At 36.3% G+C, this 22,186-nt stretch carries 23 protein-coding genes and 2 other annotated features; of the genes, 3 read left to right on the top strand and 20 right to left on the bottom strand.

The features are described from left to right. Positions 1 to 138: 138 nt before the first annotated feature. The 3 genes from polX to zapA form a co-directional block, all read right to left on the bottom strand. The gene (gene polX, locus I7822_RS21905) at positions 139 to 1,863 is read right to left on the bottom strand and encodes a DNA polymerase/3'-5' exonuclease PolX (protein ID WP_207981198.1); all 1,725 of its coding nucleotides are present in this window, start codon (positions 1,861 to 1,863) and stop codon (positions 139 to 141) included. Between the two features lie 316 nt (positions 1,864 to 2,179). Beyond that, positions 2,180 to 2,719 carry a CvpA family protein gene (locus I7822_RS21900; protein WP_066326911.1) on the bottom strand — a complete coding sequence of 180 codons (540 nt, stop codon included), beginning with the start codon at positions 2,717 to 2,719 and terminating at the stop codon, positions 2,180 to 2,182. A 9-nt stretch (positions 2,720 to 2,728) separates the two neighbouring features. Continuing rightward, positions 2,729 to 3,001 (bottom strand): cell division protein ZapA, encoded by a 273-nt coding sequence (gene zapA, locus I7822_RS21895; protein ID WP_372442200.1) that lies wholly within the window; start codon positions 2,999 to 3,001, stop codon positions 2,729 to 2,731. Between the two features lie 108 nt (positions 3,002 to 3,109). Between zapA and rnhC the strand changes: the two genes are divergently transcribed. Beyond that, a complete protein-coding gene (gene rnhC, locus I7822_RS21890) occupies positions 3,110 to 4,048 on the top strand; it encodes a ribonuclease HIII (RefSeq protein WP_207981196.1) in 939 nt (312 codons plus the stop codon). Between the two features lie 220 nt (positions 4,049 to 4,268). Here the strand turns inward: rnhC and pheT are convergent, their stop codons facing one another. From pheT to I7822_RS21875, 3 genes are all read right to left on the bottom strand, one after another. Next, positions 4,269 to 6,683 (bottom strand): phenylalanine--tRNA ligase subunit beta, encoded by a 2,415-nt coding sequence (gene pheT / locus I7822_RS21885; RefSeq protein WP_207981195.1) that lies wholly within the window; start codon positions 6,681 to 6,683, stop codon positions 4,269 to 4,271. A gap of 16 nt (positions 6,684 to 6,699) precedes the next feature. After that, entirely contained in the window at positions 6,700 to 7,734 is a 1,035-nt protein-coding gene (pheS, locus tag I7822_RS21880; RefSeq protein ID WP_207981194.1) for a phenylalanine--tRNA ligase subunit alpha, read from the bottom strand. Between the two features lie 63 nt (positions 7,735 to 7,797). After that, positions 7,798 to 8,099: a binding site (T-box leader), on the bottom strand. 49 nt (positions 8,100 to 8,148) lie between these two features. Further along, positions 8,149 to 8,901 carry a TrmH family RNA methyltransferase gene (locus tag I7822_RS21875; RefSeq protein WP_207981193.1) on the bottom strand — a complete coding sequence of 251 codons (753 nt, stop codon included), beginning with the start codon at positions 8,899 to 8,901 and terminating at the stop codon, positions 8,149 to 8,151. A gap of 106 nt (positions 8,902 to 9,007) precedes the next feature. On the opposite strand from I7822_RS21875, the gene sspI reads away from it, so the two are divergent. Beyond that, entirely contained in the window at positions 9,008 to 9,217 is a 210-nt protein-coding gene (gene sspI / locus I7822_RS21870; RefSeq protein ID WP_207981192.1) for a small acid-soluble spore protein SspI, read from the top strand. Between the two features lie 205 nt (positions 9,218 to 9,422). Here sspI and I7822_RS21865 read toward each other — a convergent pair whose 3' ends face one another. Further along, a complete protein-coding gene (locus tag I7822_RS21865; RefSeq protein WP_207981191.1) occupies positions 9,423 to 10,508 on the bottom strand; it encodes a M42 family metallopeptidase in 1,086 nt (361 codons plus the stop codon). 83 nt (positions 10,509 to 10,591) lie between these two features. Beyond that, a complete protein-coding gene (locus I7822_RS21860; RefSeq protein WP_207981190.1) occupies positions 10,592 to 11,080 on the bottom strand; it encodes a dUTP diphosphatase in 489 nt (162 codons plus the stop codon). Positions 11,081 to 11,201: 121 nt separating this feature from the next. Here I7822_RS21860 and I7822_RS21855 point away from each other — a divergent pair, with 121 nt between their 5' ends. Continuing rightward, positions 11,202 to 11,597: a sigma-w pathway protein ysdB gene (locus I7822_RS21855; protein ID WP_207981189.1), complete on the top strand. Its 396-nt coding sequence runs from the start codon at positions 11,202 to 11,204 to the stop codon at positions 11,595 to 11,597. Positions 11,598 to 11,732: 135 nt separating this feature from the next. On the opposite strand, the gene I7822_RS21850 is transcribed toward I7822_RS21855, so the two are convergent. The 12 genes from I7822_RS21850 to speD all read right to left on the bottom strand — a co-directional run bounded on the left by I7822_RS21850 (position 11,733) and on the right by speD (position 22,046). Continuing rightward, complete coding sequence (locus tag I7822_RS21850; protein ID WP_207981188.1) at positions 11,733 to 12,320, bottom strand: TVP38/TMEM64 family protein; 588 nt, start codon at positions 12,318 to 12,320, stop codon at positions 11,733 to 11,735. A gap of 63 nt (positions 12,321 to 12,383) precedes the next feature. Beyond that, complete coding sequence (locus tag I7822_RS21845) at positions 12,384 to 12,653, bottom strand: DUF1294 domain-containing protein (RefSeq protein WP_307847845.1); 270 nt, start codon at positions 12,651 to 12,653, stop codon at positions 12,384 to 12,386. A gap of 113 nt (positions 12,654 to 12,766) precedes the next feature. Next, positions 12,767 to 13,126, bottom strand: a complete 360-nt coding sequence (rplT, locus tag I7822_RS21840) for a 50S ribosomal protein L20 (protein ID WP_207981187.1) — start codon at positions 13,124 to 13,126, stop codon at positions 12,767 to 12,769. A 32-nt stretch (positions 13,127 to 13,158) separates the two neighbouring features. Further along, the gene (gene rpmI / locus I7822_RS21835; RefSeq protein ID WP_066326889.1) at positions 13,159 to 13,359 is read right to left on the bottom strand and encodes a 50S ribosomal protein L35; all 201 of its coding nucleotides are present in this window, start codon (positions 13,357 to 13,359) and stop codon (positions 13,159 to 13,161) included. Positions 13,360 to 13,380: 21 nt separating this feature from the next. Next, positions 13,381 to 13,902, bottom strand: a complete 522-nt coding sequence (infC, locus tag I7822_RS21830) for a translation initiation factor IF-3 (protein ID WP_168714488.1) — start codon at positions 13,900 to 13,902, stop codon at positions 13,381 to 13,383. An 80-nt stretch (positions 13,903 to 13,982) separates the two neighbouring features. Continuing rightward, positions 13,983 to 14,109: a sequence feature (ribosomal protein L20 leader region), on the bottom strand. Between the two features lie 250 nt (positions 14,110 to 14,359). Further along, positions 14,360 to 16,297 (bottom strand): threonine--tRNA ligase, encoded by a 1,938-nt coding sequence (thrS, locus tag I7822_RS21825; protein ID WP_207981186.1) that lies wholly within the window; start codon positions 16,295 to 16,297, stop codon positions 14,360 to 14,362. Between the two features lie 506 nt (positions 16,298 to 16,803). Then, positions 16,804 to 17,640 (bottom strand): putative sporulation protein YtxC, encoded by an 837-nt coding sequence (ytxC, locus tag I7822_RS21820; RefSeq protein WP_207981185.1) that lies wholly within the window; start codon positions 17,638 to 17,640, stop codon positions 16,804 to 16,806. A 355-nt stretch (positions 17,641 to 17,995) separates the two neighbouring features. Then, complete coding sequence (dnaI, locus tag I7822_RS21815; RefSeq protein WP_207981184.1) at positions 17,996 to 18,934, bottom strand: primosomal protein DnaI; 939 nt, start codon at positions 18,932 to 18,934, stop codon at positions 17,996 to 17,998. 26 nt (positions 18,935 to 18,960) lie between these two features. Next, positions 18,961 to 20,409 carry a replication initiation and membrane attachment family protein gene (locus tag I7822_RS21810; protein WP_207981183.1) on the bottom strand — a complete coding sequence of 483 codons (1,449 nt, stop codon included), beginning with the start codon at positions 20,407 to 20,409 and terminating at the stop codon, positions 18,961 to 18,963. A gap of 163 nt (positions 20,410 to 20,572) precedes the next feature. Further along, a complete protein-coding gene (gene nrdR, locus I7822_RS21805; RefSeq protein ID WP_066326877.1) occupies positions 20,573 to 21,031 on the bottom strand; it encodes a transcriptional regulator NrdR in 459 nt (152 codons plus the stop codon). Positions 21,032 to 21,132: 101 nt separating this feature from the next. Then, positions 21,133 to 21,531, bottom strand: a complete 399-nt coding sequence (locus I7822_RS21800; protein ID WP_207981182.1) for a cytosolic protein — start codon at positions 21,529 to 21,531, stop codon at positions 21,133 to 21,135. Between the two features lie 134 nt (positions 21,532 to 21,665). Beyond that, positions 21,666 to 22,046 (bottom strand): adenosylmethionine decarboxylase, encoded by a 381-nt coding sequence (gene speD / locus I7822_RS21795; RefSeq protein ID WP_066326873.1) that lies wholly within the window; start codon positions 22,044 to 22,046, stop codon positions 21,666 to 21,668. Between the last annotated feature and the right edge of the window lie 140 nt (positions 22,047 to 22,186).

Raw genomic sequence — 22,186 nt, 5'->3', positions numbered from 1 at the left:
TCAATTCATTTGTGGCTTATGACCTGGAGGGGCTAGGCGCTGGAGCTAGACACCAAAACTAAGTATAAAATTTTATGCTTTCTTAACTGTTTAGAAAAGCGCAAACGCCTTGATCATGCAAATCGTTTTCTAACTGAATTATTCTTTATGATGCCTATTTAAAAATGCTCGTAGCTTATCAATTTCCCAAGTATTTATCACATTGTCACTTTCAATCCAGCCTTTTTTCGCAGTCGATACGCCAATTATCATATGCTCAAGCATTTCTTTATTATGCGCGTCTGTATTGATAACAAGCTTTACACCTGCTTCTTGTGCCTTTCTGACATGTTCAGCACTTAAATCTAGTCGATTAGGATTGGCATTTAACTCTAAGGCAGTATCGGTTTCTTTTGCTAATTGTATTAGCATATCCACATCTACATCATAGCCCTTTCGCTTTCCAATTAGACGACCTGTTGGATGAGCAATAATGTCAACATGCTGATTTTCCAATGCGGTTTTTAAACGATTCATAATCACTTCTTGTGACCCAGAAAAGCTTGAATGAATCGATGCAATAACAAGATCCATCTCACTTAATAGCTCATCATCATAATCTAATGTAGCATCTGGCAAAATATCCATCTCTACTCCTGCAAGGATGGTAATATCATCATATTCATCATTTAACGCATGAATTTCTGCTCGCTGTGCTCGTAACCGCTCGGGTGTTAATCCATTTGCTACCTTTAAGTATTGAGAGTGATCTGTAATCGCAATATAGCTATAACCTTTTTTGCGACACTCCTCTACCATTTCCCGAATTGTAAAAGCACCATCACTCCAGGTTGAGTGCATATGCAAATCACCTTTTATATCGTCTAATCGTATGAGCTTCATTTTATTATTGAATACATCTACCTCTGAACCATCCTCGCGTATCTCTGGATCATAATGTGGGAGATTAAAATACTCATAAAATTCAGCTTCAGTTGCAAACGTTTTGATTTCGTTCGTTTCAGTATTTTCCACACCGTATTCACTTATTTTTTCCCCTCGCTCTTTCGCCAGCTGTCTCATTCTAACATTATGATCCTTAGAACCGGTAAAATGATGTAGGGTGGTTGCAAATTCAGCAGGCTTTACTAAGCGAAAGTCCACACTCACTTCATAGTCATAGCTTAATTGGACCGAAACCTTTGTATCACCACTTGCAATAACATCAGTTAAAAAAGGCATCGCTAAAAGCTGATCTCTAACCATTTCTGGCTCATTTGTCGAAATGATGAAATCTAAGTCCTTAATCGTTTCTTTCATCCTGCGAAGACTACCAGCTTTTGAAAACTTTTCTATGCCTTTACACTGCTCTAAGTATGCCTCTATTTCTTCTGCTATTGGAAGCATGAACGCTAATGAAAGACGCTCAGGACGACTCCCCATTTCTGCAATCGCTGCTAAAATCTTTTCTTCAGATTTTTTCCCAAAGCCAGCTAATGCTTGAATTTTATTTTCCTCGCAAGCCTGTTTCAATGCTTCAACACTATCTATATGTAATTCCTTGTATAGCTTAGCAATTTTTTTTCCACCTAAACCAGGTAGTTTTAACATTGGTAATAGTCCAGCTGGTACCTCTTCATTTAGTTCATCCAGCATTTCTGACTTTCCGGTTTCTACATATTCCTTTATAACTGCTGATGTCCCTTTGCCGATACCAGAAATCTTTGTAAAATCATCAATTAAAGCTAAACTTCTGTCATCAGTCTCTAATGCATTCGCTGCTTTTCGAAACGCTGATATTTTAAACGGATTTTCTCCCTTTAGTTCCATTAGTATTGCTATATTCTCCAATAAACGAATTACGTCCTTTTTATGAATATCCATTTTTTCACCTCTACTATTAATTGCATGTTAATAAAAATGATACAAATAATTAAACGAAAAGTACAATTTTTTAAAAGCATTCATAAAGTAAAGGCTCTGTTAAAGCTCACTGTTGATTTTAGCACTTTGTTGATTGGAGCGGAGGGTGTGAGACTCCTGTGGGAGCGCGAGTCTAAGGGAGACTTACGCAGGTGCAAAGCACCGAGGAGGCTCCCGGACAGCCCGCGGAAACGAACGCCTGCAGCGGAAATCAACAACAACCAAGTTTAACAGGGCCAAAGTAAAAGAAAAAAACTTCTCTAAGTAAGCAGAGAAGTTATGACATGTACTGAATCCATAGTTCATTTACTTTATTAGAAAAATACGGAGTATGATTTACAATTAGATCAGCAAGCATTGATTGGTCTAATACTACCTGAAGTTGTTGTATTGGAATAAGTGCTCCTATAAATAGGAAAATAAATAACAACAGGTATGATTCTAGAAAACCTAAAATTGACCCTGCCCATCTATTTAATTGTTTTAAAATTGGTAATAAAGCAACAAAATCTAACATAGAACCAATTATTTGCATAACTATCTTTGTACCTATAAATAATATAACGAACGCAACTGCACGATAATATGCACCCTCTAAATTATCACCGTTTATCAATGAAAGGATTGCCGGACCCTCATTTGTCACAGGATACGGAACCCATAGCTTTAATTTCGGTGCAAGATCATCGAAATACTGGTATGCTACAATATATGCGACGATAAATCCCGTCAAATGAACAAATTGCAGGATAAAACCGCGTTTTAGGCCAACTAGTATTCCGAATAATAGAATAATAAATAATACTAAATCTAGCATTTGTATGCTTCAATCCTTTTCTATGATTTGTTTCTCTAGTTTTTCATAATCTTCTTTTAACTTTAAATAGTCATGAACTATATTTACTGCTGTTAATACAGCAAGTTTATTTATATCAAGAGAAGGGTTCTTACTATTAATCTCTCGCATTTTATCATCAACAATTGAAGCAACTGCACGAATATGACTTGTGCTCTCTGTACCTACAATTGAAAATCGTTGACCATATATATCTACTATCGTTTTCGATTTAGGGCGATTTGACAACGATAAATCCTCCATTTCTTGCAAATCCTATTCACTATCATAACATGAGACTAAAGGATATGGGAAGAAGTTCAATTTTTACAAACACTTTGTATAAATATGTAAAGCGAAAGGATGTCTCCATTGGCAAATTCAGTAATTAAGGTAAATTTAGCTACTATAAAACAAATGGAAGCTCATTATGTAGCTAATAAAACGGACAAAATACCACCTGGTGCCGTTTTTTCTGCAAAAGCAAACGGCTGTACCATTACAGCTTATAAATCTGGAAAGGTTTTATTTCAAGGTGGGACAGCAGAAGCTGAGGCTTCAAGATGGGGAACTCGAACTCAAACTATGAAGAAACCTGCACTATCTTCTTCTAGCAAAACTCCAACCGAATTTAAACCACCTACCAATATTTCAAGTTTATCGATTATTGGTTCTGATGAAGTTGGGACCGGCGACTTTTTTGGTCCAATTACAGTTGTTGCTGCTTATGTTAAAAAAGAACAAATCCCTTTACTACAAGAGCTCGGAGTTAAAGATTCTAAAAATCTTAAAGATCCGCAAATTATAGCGATTGCTAAGGATCTAATTAATACAATTCCATACAGCCTACTCGTGCTTCATAACGAAAAATACAATGAGCTTCAACAGCAAGGCATGACACAGGGAAAAATGAAAGCCTTATTACATAATCAAGCGATCAACAAACTCCTTGAGAAAATAGCTCCTGAAAAACCTGATGGATTATTAATTGATCAATTTGTTGATCCACTCATTTATTTTAAACACCTGCAGGGAAAAAAAGTTGTAAAAGAGAACATTTATTTCTCAACAAAAGCTGAAGGCGTACACTTGGCAGTTGCCGCTGCATCGATTATTGCAAGATATTCCTTTGTAAAAGAATTTGAGCGTTTATCTGAAAAAGTCGGAGTTACGATTCCAAAAGGAGCAGGAGCACAGGTTGATGTAGCAGCTGCTAAGATTATAAAAAAAAGCGGAAGTCAGTTTTTATCTACTATCACTAAAAAACATTTTGCTAATACTGAAAAAGCAATGAAGTTAGCGAAAAAATAAGAACAAAAGCGCAAGCGCCTTGTTCAGCCTCGGGCAAATAAGATGATTTAGAATAGAAGGCGTTCTTTGCCTTCAATTCTAAATTAGCTTATGACCTCGAGGGGCTAGGCGCTGGAGCTGGATGTCAAAGCGCTTATCCGCAGTACAAGAATTTTATTATTTCCTTAGTAAGAACAAAAGGGTAAGCACAGGTTATGTGCTTACCCTTTTTTCAATACTTTTACCCACGTAGTGTTGCTCCAACTTTCTCTTCTACTGCCTTTAACACTTTATCATGCGCTTTTGTTACATCTTCATCTGTTAGCGTGCGCTCAGGGTCGAAATAGCGTAGGGAGAATGCGACAGATTTCTTGCCTTCTTCAAGACGATCACCTTCATATAGATCAAAAACAGATACACTTTTTAGCATTTTACCACCTGCTTCAGCAATAATCTGTTCAATCTCTCCTGCAACAACATCCTTATTAACAACAAGAGCGATGTCTCTTGTGATTGAAGGGTAACGAGGAATGACTTCAAAACGTGTTTCAGCTACGTCAACTGTTAAAAGATCTACTAGAGATAGCTCAAATACATATGTTTCGGTTAAATCTAATTGTTTTTGAACAGTTGGATGTACCTGACCAATGAACCCAACAAGCTTTTCACCTAAGAATAGCTCAGCAGTTCGTCCTGGATGCATCCCTTCACGTTTTGCTTGTTTATATTGGATTTGTTTTGTTAAACCAAGAAGATCAACAAGTCCATCAACAATTCCTTTTACAACATAGAAATCTACAGGTTTCTTTTCTGCTTGCCATGAATGTGAATGCCATAATCCTGTAACAGCAGCAGATAAACGTTCTTTCTCAAGCGGTTGAAGATCTTTACCTTGCGTGAGGAAGACTGATCCAATTTCATAAAGTGACACTTGATCGATTTGTCTTGCTAGGTTGTATTTTAACGTATCTAATAAATGAGGAAGGAGGCTTAAACGTAAAACACTGCGTTCTTCGCTCATTGGTAACGCAAGCTTTGTTAGTTCAGAAACTTCAAGTGCATACTTTGCTGCTTTCTCTTCACTTGTTAATGAATAGGTGATTGCTTGATTTAAACCAGCACCTTCTAAGTAACGACGGACTTTACGACGCTTTTCTTGATAATCTGTTAGTTTACCTGGAAATGCTTGCCCGACAGGTAAAGTTGTTGGAATGTTGTCATAACCATAAAGTCTTGCTACTTCTTCTACTAAATCCTCTTCAATTGTAATATCACCACGACGAGTAGGAACAGTTACAGTGATTGTTGAATTATCAAGCTCTACACCGAATTGCAGACGCTCAAATATCGTCTTCATTTCTTCAGCTGAGATATTCATTCCAAGTACACGATTTACTTTCTCAACAGTTGTTTGAACTACAACTGGTTCGAATGTTGCAGATTGTACCGCAACAGTACCTTCTAACACCTCTCCACCTGCATATAGGGAGATTAACTCAGCCGCACGCTCAGCTGCTGGAAGAACACGATTTGGATCAACACCCTTTTCATAGCGAGCACTTGCTTCACTTCTTAGTCCGTGTTCTTTTGATGCAGTACGGATTGTTTGCCCGTTAAATAATGCAGATTCTAGTAAAACAGTTTTTGTATCAGATTGTACTTCAGAATTCGCTCCACCCATAACACCGGCAAGAGCAACTGGCTTGGTTCCATTTGTTATCACTAAATGCTCTGCAGTTAATGTGCGCTCTTGGTCATCTAATGTCACAATCTTCTCACCATCTTTTGCACGACGGACAAGAATTTCCTTTGAGCCTAAGCGGTCATAATCAAATGCATGCAATGGCTGACCATATTCTAACAATACAAAGTTTGTAATATCGACTACATTATTATGAGGACGAATACCTGCAGCCATTAATCGTGTTTGCATCCATAATGGTGATGGTGCAATTGTTACATTTTTAATAACCTTTGCTGTATATACTGGGTTATCTTCTGTTGCTTCAACTTTTACTGTCACTGCATTCGATGCTTTATCCGCTGTGCTTTCATAAGAAATCTCAGGGTATTTTACATCACGGTTTAATATGGCAGCAACCTCATGTGCTACGCCAAGCATACTTAGTGCATCTGCACGGTTTGGTGTTAAGCCTAATTCAAGGACAGCATCATCAAGGTTTAGTTGACCAAGTGCGTCAACACCAACTTCTACATCACTAGGGAAGACAAAAATACCCTCAGAGTATTCTTTCGCTACTAACTTTGATTCAAAGCCAAGCTCCTGTAATGAGCAAATCATCCCATTTGATACTTCTCCTCGAAGCTTTGCTTTTTTTATTTTAAAATTCCCTGGTAAAACAGCACCTACAGTTGCAACAGCAACCTTTTGTCCTTTATCAACATTCTTTGCACCACATATAATTTGAACAATTTCACCGTTTCCTAGATCCACTTGACATTTATTCAGTTTATCAGCATCTGGATGCTGCTCTTTTTCAACGACATGACCGATAACAACACCCTTCATGCCCTCGTTTAAAACGTCAACACCCTCTACTTCAATTCCACTCCGTGTAATCTTTTCAGCTAATTCATCAGGAGTGATTCCTGTTAAATCAACATATTCTGCTAACCATTTATATGAAACAAACATGTTAAAAGCCTCCCTATTAAGCTCGTTTAAATTGTTTTAAGAAACGTACATCATCTGTATAGAAGTGACGGATATCGTCAATACCGTACTTTAACATCGCAATTCGCTCTGGTCCCATACCGAATGCAAAGCCACTATATTTCTTTGAATCAAATCCAGCCATTTCCAATACATTTGGATGTACCATCCCAGCACCTAATATTTCGATCCAGCCAGTACCTTTACAAACATTACAGCCTTTTCCGCCACAAGAGAAACAAGAAACATCAACCTCAACAGATGGCTCTGTGAATGGGAAGAAGCTTGGACGCAAACGAATTTCACGCTCTTCACCGAACATTTTTTTCGCAAAAACTTCTAGTGTACCTTTCAGGTCGCTCATGCTAATATTTTCATCTACAACAAGACCTTCAATTTGGGTAAATTGATGGGAGTGTGTAGCATCATCATTATCACGACGATACACCTTACCAGGACAAATAATTTTTACAGGTCCTTTACCTTCATGTTTTTGCATCGTTCTTGCCTGAACAGGAGATGTATGTGTACGTAAAAGCAATTCTTCTGTAATATAGAAAGAATCCTGCATATCACGGGCTGGATGCCCTTTAGGAAGGTTTAAAGCCTCAAAGTTAAAATAATCTGTTTCTACTTCAGGACCTTCAGCAATTTGATACCCCATACCAAGGAATAGATCTTCGATTTCTTCGACTACAGCAGTTAAGGGATGATGATTTCCAACTCTTACTGGGCTACCTGGTAATGTAACATCAATTGTCTCTTTTGCTAGCTTTTGTTCAACAGCTAGTTGCTCTAAATGTTCCTGTTTACCTGAAATTGAAGTAGCGATCGTTTCACGTACTTCATTTGCAAGTGCTCCCATGACAGGCCGTTCTTCTGCTGAAAGCTTCCCCATTCCTCGTAAAACCTCTGTAATCGGGCCTTTTTTTCCTAAGTAAGCGACACGAATATCGTTTAATGCTTTTAAATCCTGCGCTTGTTCTACCTTTTCAAGCGCTTCTTGTTGAAGCTGTTTTAATTGCTCCTGCATTTTAATTCCTCCTTTATTTAAAAAGCTTTTAACAGTTTTTTGCAAAATAAAAAACCCGCCCCTAAAAGGGACGAGTTTGAATTCGCGTTACCACCCTTGTTAACTGTATAGACAAAATCCACATACAGCTCACTTCATTTCCATAACGGTAAGAACCGGAGCACCTTTACGTTCTAGAGGTCAGATGTGGGAGGTTAAAGGTTGGAAAAACCTTTCCCGCTCTTTACTCTTTGCCCTATTACGGTCCAAGTGTCAACTCAAGAGGTGAATTCATTTACTTCAATCCTAAAAATGCTTGCAGTCTAAGGGCATTTTTTCCCTGGATGGACGAACTGTAAATTACTAGTCTCTGTCATCGTTTCATTCATATGTAATTTCTATCTTATTATAATCAAAACGAAAAGTTCCCGCAACCTATCCTTTTAAATGATAAAGAAGGATTCCTGTTGCAATCGCAACATTTAATGATTCTGCTTCTCCATATATCGGAATATACAAATTCTTACTCGTTTTTTTCAATAATTCATTGTTAACACCACTACCCTCGTTGCCAATAATAAGACAAAATTGCTCAGATGGTGAAGCTTCACGATAGCTTACTCCATTTTGCAGGGAAGTCCCATAGGTTGGAATCTGCTTTTCGTTGTAAATTTCTAGCCACTCCAGTAAATTCCCTTTTACAATTGGTAGATGAAAAATTGATCCTTGACTAGAACGAATGCACTTTGAATTGTAGTGATCAACTGTACCTTCACCTAAAATAATTCCGTCAATGCCAGCAGCATCTGCCGTGCGAATAATGGTTCCTAAATTACCTGGGTCTTGAACACTATCAACAAGAAGAATTCTTTTCCAAGCCTCTGCTGAATGTTGTGATTGGAATTCACAAATTGCCGCAACACCTTGAGGAGCTTCCGTATCACTTATTGCTTTCATTATTTCCTTTGTGATAAGTGTTATATTCAGTTGATCGACATTCCAATGTGTAGGAAGTGTTACATCTTCTGAAACAATAAGATCTTTTATAATTTCTTTTGTTTTTAATGCTTCCTCGACTAAATGTAAACCTTCAATGATATACGTTCCTGTTGCTTCACGTTCTTTTTTAGTATGTAGTTTTCGCCATTGCTTTACTTTTTGATTTTTAACTGATTCTATACGATCCACAGTAAATCTCCTTTTACTAACTTTCCTTATACAATCATACATAATTCTTTGCTGATTAACAAACGTTAATCATAAGCTGTTAAAAAGAACAAAGGAGTGTGTGTAAATGAACTTAAATTTACGTCATGCAGTCATTTCAAACGTTACTGGAAATAGCCAAGATCAATTAGAGGATACAATTGTTGATGCGATTCAAAGTGGTGAAGAAAAAATGCTTCCAGGCCTTGGAGTTCTTTTTGAGGTTATTTGGCAAAATGCCAATGAACAAGATAAGCAAGAGATGTTAACAACGTTAGAGCAAGGATTAAAGAAATAAGAACAAAAGCGAAAGCGCCTTGATCAGCCCCGACAAGCATAAGATGATTTAGAATAGAAGGCGTTCTTTGCCTTCAATTCTAAATTAGCTTATGACCTCGAGGGGCTAGGCGCTGGAGCTGGATGTCGTGCGCTTATGTTCAATAATTTTATAATTCCTAAGCGATAAAAAATGCTGGGTTAAATTCCCCAGCATTTTTTCATTTTTATTCAAATGTAATTTTATCTACTGTTTCACGATCCAAGCGTTTTATTACTTCTGTTATCAATTTAACCGCGTTTTCATAATCATCACGATGAAGCATAGCTGCATGTGAATGAATGTAACGAGTAGCAATTGTAATCGAAAGTGCTGGTACACCATTTGCAGAAATGTGAATAGCCCCTGAATCTGTCCCTCCGCCAGCAATGGCATCAAATTGATAGGGAATATCTAGTTCGTCTGCTGTATCTGTTACTAAATCGCGTAAACCTTTATGTGATACCATCGATGCATCATAAAGGATTATTTGTGGACCATCGCCCATTTTACTTGCCGCTTCTTTTTCAGAAATACCAGGAGTATCTCCAGCGATACCGACGTCCACCCCAAATGCAATATCTGGCTGAATAAGGTTAGCAGATGTACGTGCCCCACGTAAACCAACTTCCTCTTGAACTGTACCTACTCCATACACAACGTTTGGATGATCTGTTCCACGTAATTGTTTAAGGACGTCAATCGCAATCGCACAGCCAATTCGATTATCCCAGGCTTTTGCAAGTAGCATTTTTTCATTTTTCATAACGGTAAATTCAAAATAAGGAACAACTTGATCACCTGGCATTACACCAAATTCCTTTGCCTCTTCTCGGCTTGATGCACCAATATCAATAAACATATCCTTAATATCAACTGGTTTTTTACGAGCTTCTGCAGGAAGAATATGTGGCGGCTTGGAACCAATGATTCCTGTCACGTCACCTTTTTTCGTTACAATTGTTACTCGCTGAGCCAACATGACCTGTGACCACCAGCCACCTACTGTTTGAAAACGAAGAAACCCTTTGTCATCAATTTGCGTGACCATAAAACCAACTTCATCTAAATGGCCTGCAATCATAATTTTAGGACCGTTTTCATTACCAACCTTTTTTGCAACCAAGCTACCTAAATTATCTGTAAACACTTCATCAGAATAATCTTTTATGTATTTTTTCATGACGTCACGAACTTCACGCTCATTACCAGGAATCCCTCTTGCATCTGTTAAATCCTTAAGCATTGTTAATGTTTCATCTAGCTTTGTCATTAATTAGCCTCCTTCAATTAACAATATCTTCATTATTATACAATAAAGGCTAAATGAAACGAAATAATGACAGTCAAAGGAATTTAATAACCTTGTTGCTGTCTTTCATGATTAACTTCATTTTTAGAAATATACGCCTTTTCTACCTGCTCATTTGAAAAGCCTAGAATCTTACCTAAGTACAAATATTCCTCAAACATTTTTTTGTACTGACTAATGGATTGGTTATTTTTAAATGCAGTTATTGTCTCATAAACGATTAAAAATTGCTCTGTCAAACTACGTTCATCCTGCTTGTCCTCTATGCTCAATGCTGTGTTAACCTTGATTTCTATTCCTAGTGATAGGATAAAATGGACACCGTCTACATATTCTTCTAATATGACATCAATCGCTGCAGGTGGCTTCAAACTCCAGAACTTAAAGCATCTTGTCTCATTAGCAAGCTCCCCTACTTCTACTAATAGGGCAAGAATTTTCCTTTCAATTAGAGCTTCATTTTGTAGCTGGTGCTGTGATTCAATTTTAGTATCTAATTGTTGCTGCATTTTAAATAAATTTATTAGATTCATACAATTATGCCTCCGTTCCTAAGATTTGTACTAAAAAAGTATAACAAATTTTAAAAAACTTGAAACCTTTTTCTATTCTGAGTCGTATATAAGGAAAATTGCCCTCAGGAGGGGTTTTACCATGATTGTGTTGTTATTGCGAATACTATTAATTGCGCTCATTCTTTTTCTCGTTTACACAGGATTTAAATATTTATTTAATCCTAAACGAAAGCTTGAGTTAGCAAATGAACAAAAACAATTTTACCTCTTAGATGATAAAGAAAATGTTCGTAAAAACTTTTTATTAACCTATAAGGGCGTTTTATTTGAGGGTGAAAAATATTTAGGCACTACGACCAATGCATTTGAGGTTGTTTCTATTTTCATATGGGCAAAGTCTACAAGCAAATTACAAGGATTAACCTTAGAGGATTTTTCTCATATCGAAGATCAAGTTAAGAAACAATACCCATATGCTAAGATTGATTGGAAGAGTCCAATTAAAGAGCTATTAATTAAGAAACGAGAACATTAAGAAAAGCGCAAGTGCCTTGCGCTGGAGCTAGACAACAAAACTAAGTACAAAAAACGAATACTATCTGTCTCTTAAGGTAGAAAAGCAAAAGGTACAGCGAGTTGCTGTACCTTTTGCTTTTGTACGCACTATCATTCATACCTTTTCTCTCACAAAGAAATCATTCCATTTAATCAAAACCTGCTTTTCTCTGAAAAAATAGACAAGTACAACTAGCATGACTAAAATGACTGCCAAAATTATAGGTGATAATGATTGAATGGCAGCACCTAAAAATGTAAAACATAGGGCAGAAGGAATATGAGTCAAAAATGAAAGCTTCGTGTAACCTCGAAAAGTTTTTGTTTTGTCTAAAATACATAACGAAATAAGTGAAAAATTAACAAATGGAATCATACGCAGGATAATGATCTGACCAATTGATAAATTTGTATATGTTCCTAACCATTTGACCTTCATTTTCACAAATCGTTGCAATAAAGTCGGAAATCCTTTTGAAAATAAATAAAAAATGATACTTGAACCTGTAAGACCGATCACCGAAAATATGGATCCTAATTCAGCTCCAAATAATACTCCACCAGCAATACAAACAACCGCTATAGGAATCAACAGAAATTGCCTAAAAAGATGGAACAAAATAAAGAAAAAAGGTGCAAAATATCCAGTTGTTTGTATAGCTGTCAACACAGATGATGTTGCGAGTTCAATCGTCATCACCACTTTCTTGTTGTCATCTCCCGAGGTTAGTAGTGTTCGATTACATTTTACGAGAATTTATTCACTTTATGCTAATTGATTTATAAAATAGATAAAAAGAATTAGCTGCAAAATAGCAATGACTGGAAATCCAATTTTAAACGAAGTATGCTTTGTTTTATGACGATATACTCTCATTCCAGCAAAACCACCTAGTGCACCACCGACAATTGCTAACCACCACAATGTTGCTTCTTTAATTCTCCATTCTCCTCGCTTAGCTCGAATTTTATCAACTCTCATCAAAATAAAACTAATTACATTTAATAAAAGACAATAGATGATTATGTATTTCACAATTTCGCTCTCCTATTCATGAATACTGTAGATGATACATTATATTTACTATATCATGTATCTAACAAAAAAAGAGCTGACCCATTAATGAGTCAACCCTTTCGAACGTTCAATTATTTGTTAAGTTGTGCTTTAGCAGCGTCTGCTAATTGAGCAAATGCTTTTTCGTCAGCAATAGCTAAATCAGCAAGCATTTTACGGTTTACTTCGATACCAGCAAGCTTTAAACCATGCATTAAACGGCTGTAAGAAAGACCATTTACGCGTGCAGCTGCATTAATACGAGTAATCCAAAGCTTACGGAAGTCGCGTTTTTTCTGACGACGGTCACGGTAAGCATACATTAATGATTTCATTACTTGTTGATTTGCAACTTTGTATAATGTATGTTTAGATCCGAAATAACCTTTAGCTAATTTTAATACCTTTTTACGACGTTTACGTGAAACGATACCGCCTTTTACTCTTGGCATGTAAATTCCCTCCTATATTACGGTGTTTCCGATTATTTGATGTTGTCTAATAAATGACGAATACGTTTGAAATCGCCTTTGCTTACTACAGTTGATTTACGTAATTTACGTTTTGCTTTTGTAGATTTGTTAGCGAATAAGTGACTAGTGTAAGCATGTGAACGTTTAAGTTTACCAGATCCGGTCTTTTTGAAACGCTTTGCAGCTCCACGGTGAGTTTTCATTTTTGGCATAAGGTATTCCTCCTTAAGTAATTATTGCTTTTCATTTTTCGGCGCTAAAACTAGGAACATGCTACGTCCATCCATTTTAGGATGTGATTCAATTGTACTTAAATCAGCACACTCGCTTGAGAATCGATCAAGCACCTTTTGACCAATTCCTTTATGTGTAATTGCACGTCCTTTAAAGCGGATAGAAGCTTTTACTTTATCGCCTTTTTCTAAGAACTTGCGTGCATTTCGAAGCTTAGTGTTAAAGTCATGCTCATCAATTGTTGGGCTCAAACGAACCTCTTTTAAATTGATGATCTTTTGATTTTTACGCGCCTCTTTGTCTTTCTTTTGCTGTTCAAAACGGAATTTTCCGTAATCCATGATGCGGCATACAGGAGGCTTTGCATTTGGTGCTACTAAAACTAAATCAAGATTAGCTCTTGTAGCAATTTCTAAAGCCTCTTGACGAGATTTAATTCCAAGCTGATCTCCATTGGCACCGATCAGTCGAACCTCACGTGCGCGGATTCCGTCATTTACCATCATATCTTTGCTAATAATTAGCCACCTCCAAGGTTTATTAAAACTGAATAGTAGTTTTTCAAATCCGAATTTTTGTAGAACTGGTTTTTTTATTTTCTAAAAATAAAAAAGTGTGGATGTCTCAGACACCCACACTACGATTGTATACATAAATGATCATCGTAACCTGCCAACTACAAACGGATGTGTCAATCAGGTGAGAAGCGGGTGCCTCTACTTGTTTAAATAAAAGACTATTCAATTACCTTGTATATTATAACATCTTAACAAAGATATTGCAAGTAAGATATATATGTTTTAACAACATATGTTATTCTATCAAATGCTTTACTTTGTTGCAACAGTTTTTTTACATAAAAGCGAAAATGAACCTACCCTGCTACGACAAGCTCAAGTCGTTCATGTATTGAAGAGTTAGCTAGAAGGACTAAACTATTCATATTAATTAAGAATAGTTTAGTCCTTGAACAGAGATCTATCGGATTACTTCTTGCTTAATATCCTGTAGAAACTGATCAAACGAAACAGTTTCTGATTTTTGTTCACCATATTTACGGACATTTACTGCTTTTTCTGCTATCTCATTATCACCTACTACAAGCATATAAGGAATTTTTTGCATTTGTGACTCACGGATTTTATATCCGATTTTCTCATCACGCGCATCTAGTTCAACTCGTAAACCGGCATCTTGCAACTGTTCTTGTATCTGCTTTGCATAATCAAGATGAATTGCAGGTGAAACAGGAATCACTTGAACCTGTACTGGTGCTAACCAAGTTGGAAATGCTCCTTTATACTCTTCAATTAAAAAGGCTACAAAACGTTCCATCGTTGAAACGACACCACGGTGGATAACAACCGGTCGATGCTGTTTACCATCTTCACCAACATAAGATAAGTTAAAACGTTCAGGAAGTAAGAAATCCAATTGAACAGTTGAAAGTGTTTCATCTTTTCCAAGTGCTGTTCTAACCTGAACATCAAGCTTAGGACCGTAAAACGCAGCTTCACCTTCTGCTTCAAAATAGTCATGACCTAGTTCATCCATTGCATCTTTTAACATGCTCTGAGCTTTTTCCCACATGCTGTCATCATCAAAATACTTTTCTTTGTCCTCTGGATCACGATAAGACAATCTAAACGAATACTTATCAATACCGAAGTCTTTATAAACAGCTTCAATTAATCGGACAACTCGAATGAATTCTTCCTTAATTTGATCAGGACGAACGAAAATATGTGCATCATTTAAAGTCATTCCACGTACACGCTGCAGGCCAGTTAATGCTCCTGACATTTCATATCGGTGCATCAGACCAAGCTCTGCAATTCGTATTGGTAACTCACGATAGCTGTGAATATCATTTTTGTACACCATCATATGATGTGGGCAGTTCATTGGACGAAGAACTAAATCTTCATTATCCATTTCCATTTTAGGAAACATATCCTCTTGGTAGTGCTCCCAGTGACCAGATGTTTTATATAGTTCTACACTACCCAAAACAGGAGTATATACGTGTTGATAGCCCAAACGCTCTTCTTTATCAACAATATAGCGCTCAACGATACGACGTATTGTTGCACCTTTTGGCAACCAAAGCGGTAAACCTTGACCCACCTTTTGAGAGGAAGTAAACAAACCTAATTCCTTCCCTAATTTACGATGATCACGTTCTTTCGCTTCTTCAAGAATTCGAAGATGCTCATCTAAATCACTCTTCTTGAAGAAAGCTGTTCCATAAATACGTTGAAGCATCTTATTGTTGCTATCCCCACGCCAGTAAGCACCTGCAACACTTAGTAGCTTAAATTCTTTAATTTTACCTGTTGATGGCAAATGCACCCCACGGCATAAATCAAAAAATTCGCCTTGTTCATAAATGGAAACAGCTTCACCCTCAGGAATTACGTCAAGAAGCTCTAACTTTAACGGATCCTGTAACTCCTCAAAACGGCGTTTTGCTTCTTCTCGACTAACTTCTGTACGAACGATTTCGATATTTTCATTCACAATTTTTTTCATTTCTTTTTCGATAGCTGGTAAATCTTCAGGTGTGATTGCAAGTTCCATATCAATATCATAATAAAAACCATTTTCAATAACTGGCCCAATTCCAAGCTTAATTGACTGATCTTTATATAGGCGCTTTATTGCTTGTGCCATTAAATGTGCTGTTGAATGGCGCATAATTTCTAATGCTTCATTACTATCCTGAGTCACAATTTCAATCGTACCATCCTTAAGTATCGGTGTACGTAAATCAATTAATTGTCCATCGAGCTTCCCAGCAAGAGATTTCTTTTTTAAACCAGGGCTAATGGATGCCGCAATATCCTCAGTAGTAGTTCCTTTTCCAAACTCCTTCACAGCTCCGTCTGGAAACGCAATTTTTATAACGTCTGACATCCTTGTTCACTCCTTATATAAAAGCGGAAACGCCTGGTTCAGGCGTTGGAGCTAGACACGGCACTAAGAAGTCCGTCGCTTATTGTCACTAAATTTGCTCCAAAATAAATAAACTCGTCCCCTAAAAAAGGGACGAGTTAAACTCTAGTCAATGGATCGTGGTTCCACCCTTATTCCCAATACCTACAAATCCGATTATTACAAATAAATAATCGCACAAAAAATTACTCTTTCACACATTTCAATATGTACCTTTGTGAAAGACTGTAGGTTTGGCTTAACATCGATAACGGGAAGTCCGTCAGTTATTACTAAGAGTACTTTTCACAACTGAAGTTTAAAGGTGGTAAGATTGATTTTCGTGTTAGGAAGGTTTCAGCACTCCTTCCCTCTCTGGAAACCGTAAAAACAAGCTCATGTCCTTATCATTACTGATACTTTTGCAATTAATCGTATTATAATGTGTTTTTTTGTGAAAATCAAGATTGGTTTTCGTACAAAATCACTTATTGATGTGTCGCAAATTGAAAATCACTAAGCTTATGTATGTTCACTCTTTCTTGAAAAACATTTTGAAACGTTTGAACCATTCCATCAAATGGATCATTAGTGTAAAGGTAGATCCATTTTGGAGCAATTGATACAAGCGGTGCTAAGAGCTTAGAATCAATATACATCTGATGTTTATTAACAAAGGTATGATCTATATAGGACTTTAACTCCTGTTCAGAAACTTCTTGTTTGTCTGGAGTATAAACAAAATATCCATTATCATGGACGATTGAAATACTATCCATCCGACTTTCTCTCTTTAAGAGAAAGTCACGTAAACTCTGAATGAAATTTTGATATTCTTGTTCAAGTTTATATTCCTCAATCGCTATCTCAACATAATCTCTTAATCTTGCAGTATATTCATGCAAACGAAACTTCTGAAAGGAAGTAAACGAAAAATACAAATCAGGACGTAAAAACCTTTCAAGAGCATCTTCTAAAATAACATGACGTGGTAATAAATGTTGAACTCTAGGTATTTCTGTTCGTTCTCCCTCAATAATCGAATGTGCGATATGTATAATTTGTTGCTGTTCCTCTTCCTCTAGAAAAAAATAATTCTCCTCTAGTAAAGTTAACATAATTTGGTGCTCTTTATGATCAATAACAAATTGAACTAGCCCAGGGATGACTAACTTTTCTAAGGTAATATCCCATGATTTCGGGATGATTTTTATACATTGTTGATTTATTAAATATAGTTCTGTTTCATATTCTTTACATAAAGTACGAAAAATCGAAAAGATCCATTTTGCCTCTTTCGGAGACCCAAATAAAATCTCAAGCATGTTTGTCCCCCCTATTTGCCAATACCTGATTCTATGTATATGGGGGAACACTACTAAATAGAAGTAAAGTAAACAAGAATATGGGACTGTAACCCAATTGAAAAACTTTAAAGACAAACTATTTATAAACACATAAATTTGATCTAAAGATAGTTCAAGGAATTTCTTGCCCCTTTTCTTAATATAAGGCTGTTTTCGCAAACTTTGTTGATATTTACCAAGTAATGCGGTGTAGTTGATTTCCTCTCAAATCAACCTTTATCAGTTTTCGTTTTAAAAGCAACAATCTATTAGAAAAGAGCCTAATATAAAAAAGTACCTCACCTAATTGTAGGCACAGGTACTCAAACAGAAACTATCCTCGTCTATTTCGTCCAATTAACTCAATAGGTATGGCCATATGTTTAATCCGCTCCATAATTCTCGCTGCTTTAACTGGCTCTTCTTCACCACGTTGCGAAAAGGCTAGATGGTGTTGAAGCTGTTTCAGATTAAAATTTGACGAAAAAAACGTTGGTAAGTTTTCAAGCATTCGAAATTGTAAAATCGTCCCTAGTATATCGTCTCTCATCCAACTTGACATCGATTCCGCCCCAATATCATCTAGCATTAAGACTGGTATCTTTTTAACAACATCTAATTTTTCATCTAAAGATGAATTTTGAAATGAACCTTTCAGCTCTCTCATAAATTCTGGTACATACACAAGCATGGATGATATTTTATGAGCTGCAAGTTCATTTGCAATCGCACCTAAAATATATGTTTTACCGACACCGAAAGATCCATATAAATATAAGCCTTTTGGACGTTTACCATTATTGTATTGTTCAACAAAATCCTGAGCTAAACTTATTGCCTTAAAGCGGCTCGCTTCATCCATTTCAACATCAATTTGATCAAACTGAGCTTCTAAAATATCCTTTGGTATATACATGCTTTTAATAAGTGACTCATGTTTTTTCCGTTCATCATGCGCTTCCTTCGTTGGACATTTGTCATATTGAAGATCAATGATTCGTCCTTGAATCACTAAGCGTGGATGATAACCCTCCAGAAGATTTTTGCATTCTGATAAGGATGGACATTGCTCACAGTTTTTACTTTGATTCATAAACTCAAAAAGCTTTCCAAGACTTCTTTCAACCATACCATCTTCAATCTCTGAAGCGTGATTTGTTATAAAGGCTTGTATTTCAGGGTGATTTAACACCTGTTTTTTTAAGTCGTTAAATCTATCGTTAAAGTCAGGTCTGCTTGTAAGATTCTTAAAAGAATTCTTCATGTGCTCCATTTATTTTCACCCCCATTTAGGTTGAACTAGTCATTTGTTTTATTATCCTTGTATTTTTTTATTCGATCAAATAATTTCTTTTTTTCCAACTCAAATTGTTCACGATCAAGTTTTAATTGACCATCTGTTTGCTTTTGTTCATCATTGTTTTGCTCAATGTTTTCATCTTCATTTAACCATGAAGGCAGCATTTCTTTACGAATAGGAGCCTTTTTATAGGTTGATGCTTTTTTCGTTGTTTTTTCCTCAGCCCATTGTTGGTATTGTCTGTGTTCGTGCTTCGCTAGTTCCATTGCAGCCTTCACTGTCGAGATTTGTTTTCTTATCCAATGACTTGCAATCTTTTGTACATAGGCTCTAGTAAGCTTCATATCCGTTTTTAACATAACATAATAAATAAGTACATTCACGACTCCTGGCTCAAGCTTTTGCTGAAGCATTACTTCTTCGATAATTTGTAAATCACCAGCACTTGGTGGAACCCCTCCAGAAACATCAGTTAAAAACTGTCTTGGAGAGATGGTTTCTAATTGATAAATAAGTTCTTCTTCTTGTGTAAGTTGTTTTTTCTCTGTGACTGTTCGCAAAGGAAGTGGTTGAATCTTATCTAGCAATCCAGGTAATTCATCACCATGTTGAAATTGATACCAATCTCTTGCAGATTTCCTGAGTAGCTCGATGTCAATATTATCATCCTGATCAATACTGTTCATTAAGACATTTTTCATATCTATAGCATTTATTCCGTACAAATAAGAAAGCTTTTTTATTACTTCGCGTACAGTGGGCGTAATCGCCTTTGTTGGAATAATTGCATCAGAAAGTCCTGTAATGAATAAGTCGAAGTCAAATACATCATCCGATAAATCCATCGTTGCACGTTTATTCGTTTGCATATACTCCCGATTAGAACCTAATGATAAATCTCCTAATGTTTCATGATTTACTCTGGCAATCATATCAGCGGATTGTCCAGAATCAAAGATATCATTAAAAGACCTCGTAATGTCCTTCATCCCTTCATCCATTTGCTGATCTGAAAAAAATCGTTTTAATTGTAAAAATTTATTTTTACCTACTCGATTGTAGAGATAAATATTTAACACACCATCTTGAAAAAACTCATCAGGTCGGAGTGGCGCTTGTAGTTCATATACATATCGTTTAAACTCGTCTGTTTCAATAACAAAGGTTTTTAATAACCCAAGTCCTTCAAGTTTTAAACGTTCTCGGTAAATATCACGTAAATTACTTTGCATGATCGTCAGTAAACTATGATGTGTCGTTTCCTCACCCCATAATCGACTTTGCTCTAGCTCTCCCCATAATGTCATATATAGGCTAAAGCATTTAGTACCAATTAACGGCTGATATAGTAAAGTTAAGATTTTTCTATCTAAGTCCTGTAGAACAGAGCGGCTTTTTACCGTATAACGATCAATTGCAAGTAATTCCTTCCAATGCTGCTGATCCATCCCCTTCAAACCTTCCATTTAAAAATGCGGAAGCGCCTTGCTCAGGAGGCGCTGTAACTGGACACTAAATCTAATGCACATTTTTTATAGCATTTGAGATACTGCCATTTCACTGAAAAAAGAGCTTGAAGAAATGTTTCTTCATTAGCTCTCTTTTACATACTTATCGTACTTTTTTTATTAAATCAGTTAATTCTTCAATAAAAACATTAATATCTTTGAATTGACGATAAACAGACGCAAATCGAACATAAGCTACCTCATCAATTCTGGCAAGCCTGTCCATCACCATTTCCCCTACAAGCTCGCTATTTACTTCTGAGACTCCTTGATTTCTTAGTTCTTTTTCGATTTCATGAACAATATCCTCTAATTTTTGCAAGGGTACGGGGCGCTTTTCACAGGCCTTGATTAGTCCTCTTAATATTTTATCCCGACTAAACTCTTCCCTTGTCCCTTCTTTTTTCACAACAATTAAAGGGAATTCCTCAACCTTTTCAAACGTAGTAAAACGGTATTGACATTCCTCACATTCACGACGTCTTCTTATCGATCTGAGGTCATCTACAGGTCTTGAGTCAAGAACCCTTGTACCATTATGCTGACACGAAGGACATTTCATATAACCAACTCCAATCAAAACGTCAAATTCATATGAATAAGGGTATTTATCACGTTCTTAACGGGCTGTAATACTCCTTGCCCATTTAATGAATACTCACTTTATCTTCCACTTTTTCCTGTACCAACTAACGTTTCTTTCTCATCAAGCTTTTTATAAAGTTGAAGGATAATTTTTTTACTGAACCCAAAGTCTGTTGGTAAAAAAGTATTAGTTGTTGCTGTAAAATCTACGGCTGTTTCATATGGACGAACAGAAATAACAGTTACGATTAAAAAACCTTTTCTCGGTTTGTCAATCGTTACACTCATTTCACCACGTTCTTCTGAAATCGAAGTTACCGTCATACCAGGTGTTTGTTCAATCAATGAATTTACTGATTGTAAAGCATTTTTATATGTAGTTTTATAATAATGACTTTTCAAATCCGGATTATAATGTTTTTCACGTGTTTCTTGATGTGTACTAAAGAAATCTTTTAACTTATTTATAAAACTCATGCGCTCTATTCCCCTTTTGTTTATATTTTATCGGAAAGTGTCCAATGTTATTCTAACTCTATCATACTGAAAATTCCCGATAATAAAAAGAGGTGCGGATTAAATAATCAGCACCTCGGGTTATTTGTTTAATATTAAAGAGCTTTTGCTTGAGCTTGTTTTACTTGTACTGGTCCCATTCCTCTTGGAATTTCTATATTTTCACGAGTTTGTGCACCTAATGATTCTGCAATGTGATCTGCAGCAATATTAGGATCTAAATCACCGCACGTGTAAACATCAATACTTGCATAGCCATGCTCTGGAAAGCTGTGGATCGTTAAATGTGATTCTGAAATGATGACTACACCACTTACTCCTTGAGGAGCAAATTTGTGAAAAGCAACCTCTCTAATTTCAGCACCTGATTTTAACGCAGCATTTACGAATGTTTTTTCAATGTAATCCATATCATTTAACTTATCAAAATCGCAACCCCATAATTCTTGGATTACGTGTCTACCCATTGTTTCCATATTCATGGATCCCCCTTTAACTATTTTTTCACATGAATTCTTCGCTCAAGTGCTATATAACAACTACCACGGGGGAAAGTTAGTCCAGAGAGGTCCTAACCCTTTAAGTAGCCTTAACACCACGGCTTTTATAAGAAGTT

Origin of the sequence: Metabacillus bambusae (assembly GCF_017497975.1) — a bacterium.
In the GTDB taxonomy this organism is placed as follows: Bacteria; Bacillota; Bacilli; order Bacillales; family Bacillaceae; genus Metabacillus; species Metabacillus bambusae.
Note: the sequence above shows the minus strand (reverse complement) of the source record. Positions and strands in the feature narration are given on the sequence as shown.

Excerpts from the sequence above, each read along its gene's own strand:
- polX (WP_207981198.1), bottom strand. The coding sequence starts at position 1,863 with ATGGATATTCATAAAAAGGACGTAATTCGTTTATTGGAGAATATAGCA.
- I7822_RS21900 (WP_066326911.1), bottom strand. The coding sequence starts at position 2,719 with ATGCTAGATTTAGTATTATTTATTATTCTATTATTCGGAATACTAGTT.
- zapA (WP_372442200.1), bottom strand. The coding sequence starts at position 3,001 with ATGGAGGATTTATCGTTGTCAAATCGCCCTAAATCGAAAACGATAGTA.
- pheT (WP_207981195.1), bottom strand. The coding sequence starts at position 6,683 with ATGTTTGTTTCATATAAATGGTTAGCAGAATATGTTGATTTAACAGGA.
- pheS (WP_207981194.1), bottom strand. The coding sequence starts at position 7,734 with ATGCAGGAGCAATTAAAACAGCTTCAACAAGAAGCGCTTGAAAAGGTA.
- sspI (WP_207981192.1), top strand. The coding sequence starts at position 9,008 with ATGAACTTAAATTTACGTCATGCAGTCATTTCAAACGTTACTGGAAAT.
- I7822_RS21865 (WP_207981191.1), bottom strand. The coding sequence starts at position 10,508 with ATGACAAAGCTAGATGAAACATTAACAATGCTTAAGGATTTAACAGAT.
- I7822_RS21860 (WP_207981190.1), bottom strand. The coding sequence starts at position 11,080 with ATGAATCTAATAAATTTATTTAAAATGCAGCAACAATTAGATACTAAA.
- I7822_RS21855 (WP_207981189.1), top strand. The coding sequence starts at position 11,202 with ATGATTGTGTTGTTATTGCGAATACTATTAATTGCGCTCATTCTTTTT.
- rplT (WP_207981187.1), bottom strand. The coding sequence starts at position 13,126 with ATGCCAAGAGTAAAAGGCGGTATCGTTTCACGTAAACGTCGTAAAAAG.
- rpmI (WP_066326889.1), bottom strand. The coding sequence starts at position 13,359 with ATGCCAAAAATGAAAACTCACCGTGGAGCTGCAAAGCGTTTCAAAAAG.
- thrS (WP_207981186.1), bottom strand. The coding sequence starts at position 16,297 with ATGTCAGACGTTATAAAAATTGCGTTTCCAGACGGAGCTGTGAAGGAG.
- ytxC (WP_207981185.1), bottom strand. The coding sequence starts at position 17,640 with ATGCTTGAGATTTTATTTGGGTCTCCGAAAGAGGCAAAATGGATCTTT.
- dnaI (WP_207981184.1), bottom strand. The coding sequence starts at position 18,934 with ATGGAGCACATGAAGAATTCTTTTAAGAATCTTACAAGCAGACCTGAC.
- I7822_RS21810 (WP_207981183.1), bottom strand. The coding sequence starts at position 20,409 with ATGGATCAGCAGCATTGGAAGGAATTACTTGCAATTGATCGTTATACG.
- nrdR (WP_066326877.1), bottom strand. The coding sequence starts at position 21,031 with ATGAAATGTCCTTCGTGTCAGCATAATGGTACAAGGGTTCTTGACTCA.
- I7822_RS21800 (WP_207981182.1), bottom strand. The coding sequence starts at position 21,531 with ATGAGTTTTATAAATAAGTTAAAAGATTTCTTTAGTACACATCAAGAA.
- speD (WP_066326873.1), bottom strand. The coding sequence starts at position 22,046 with ATGGAAACAATGGGTAGACACGTAATCCAAGAATTATGGGGTTGCGAT.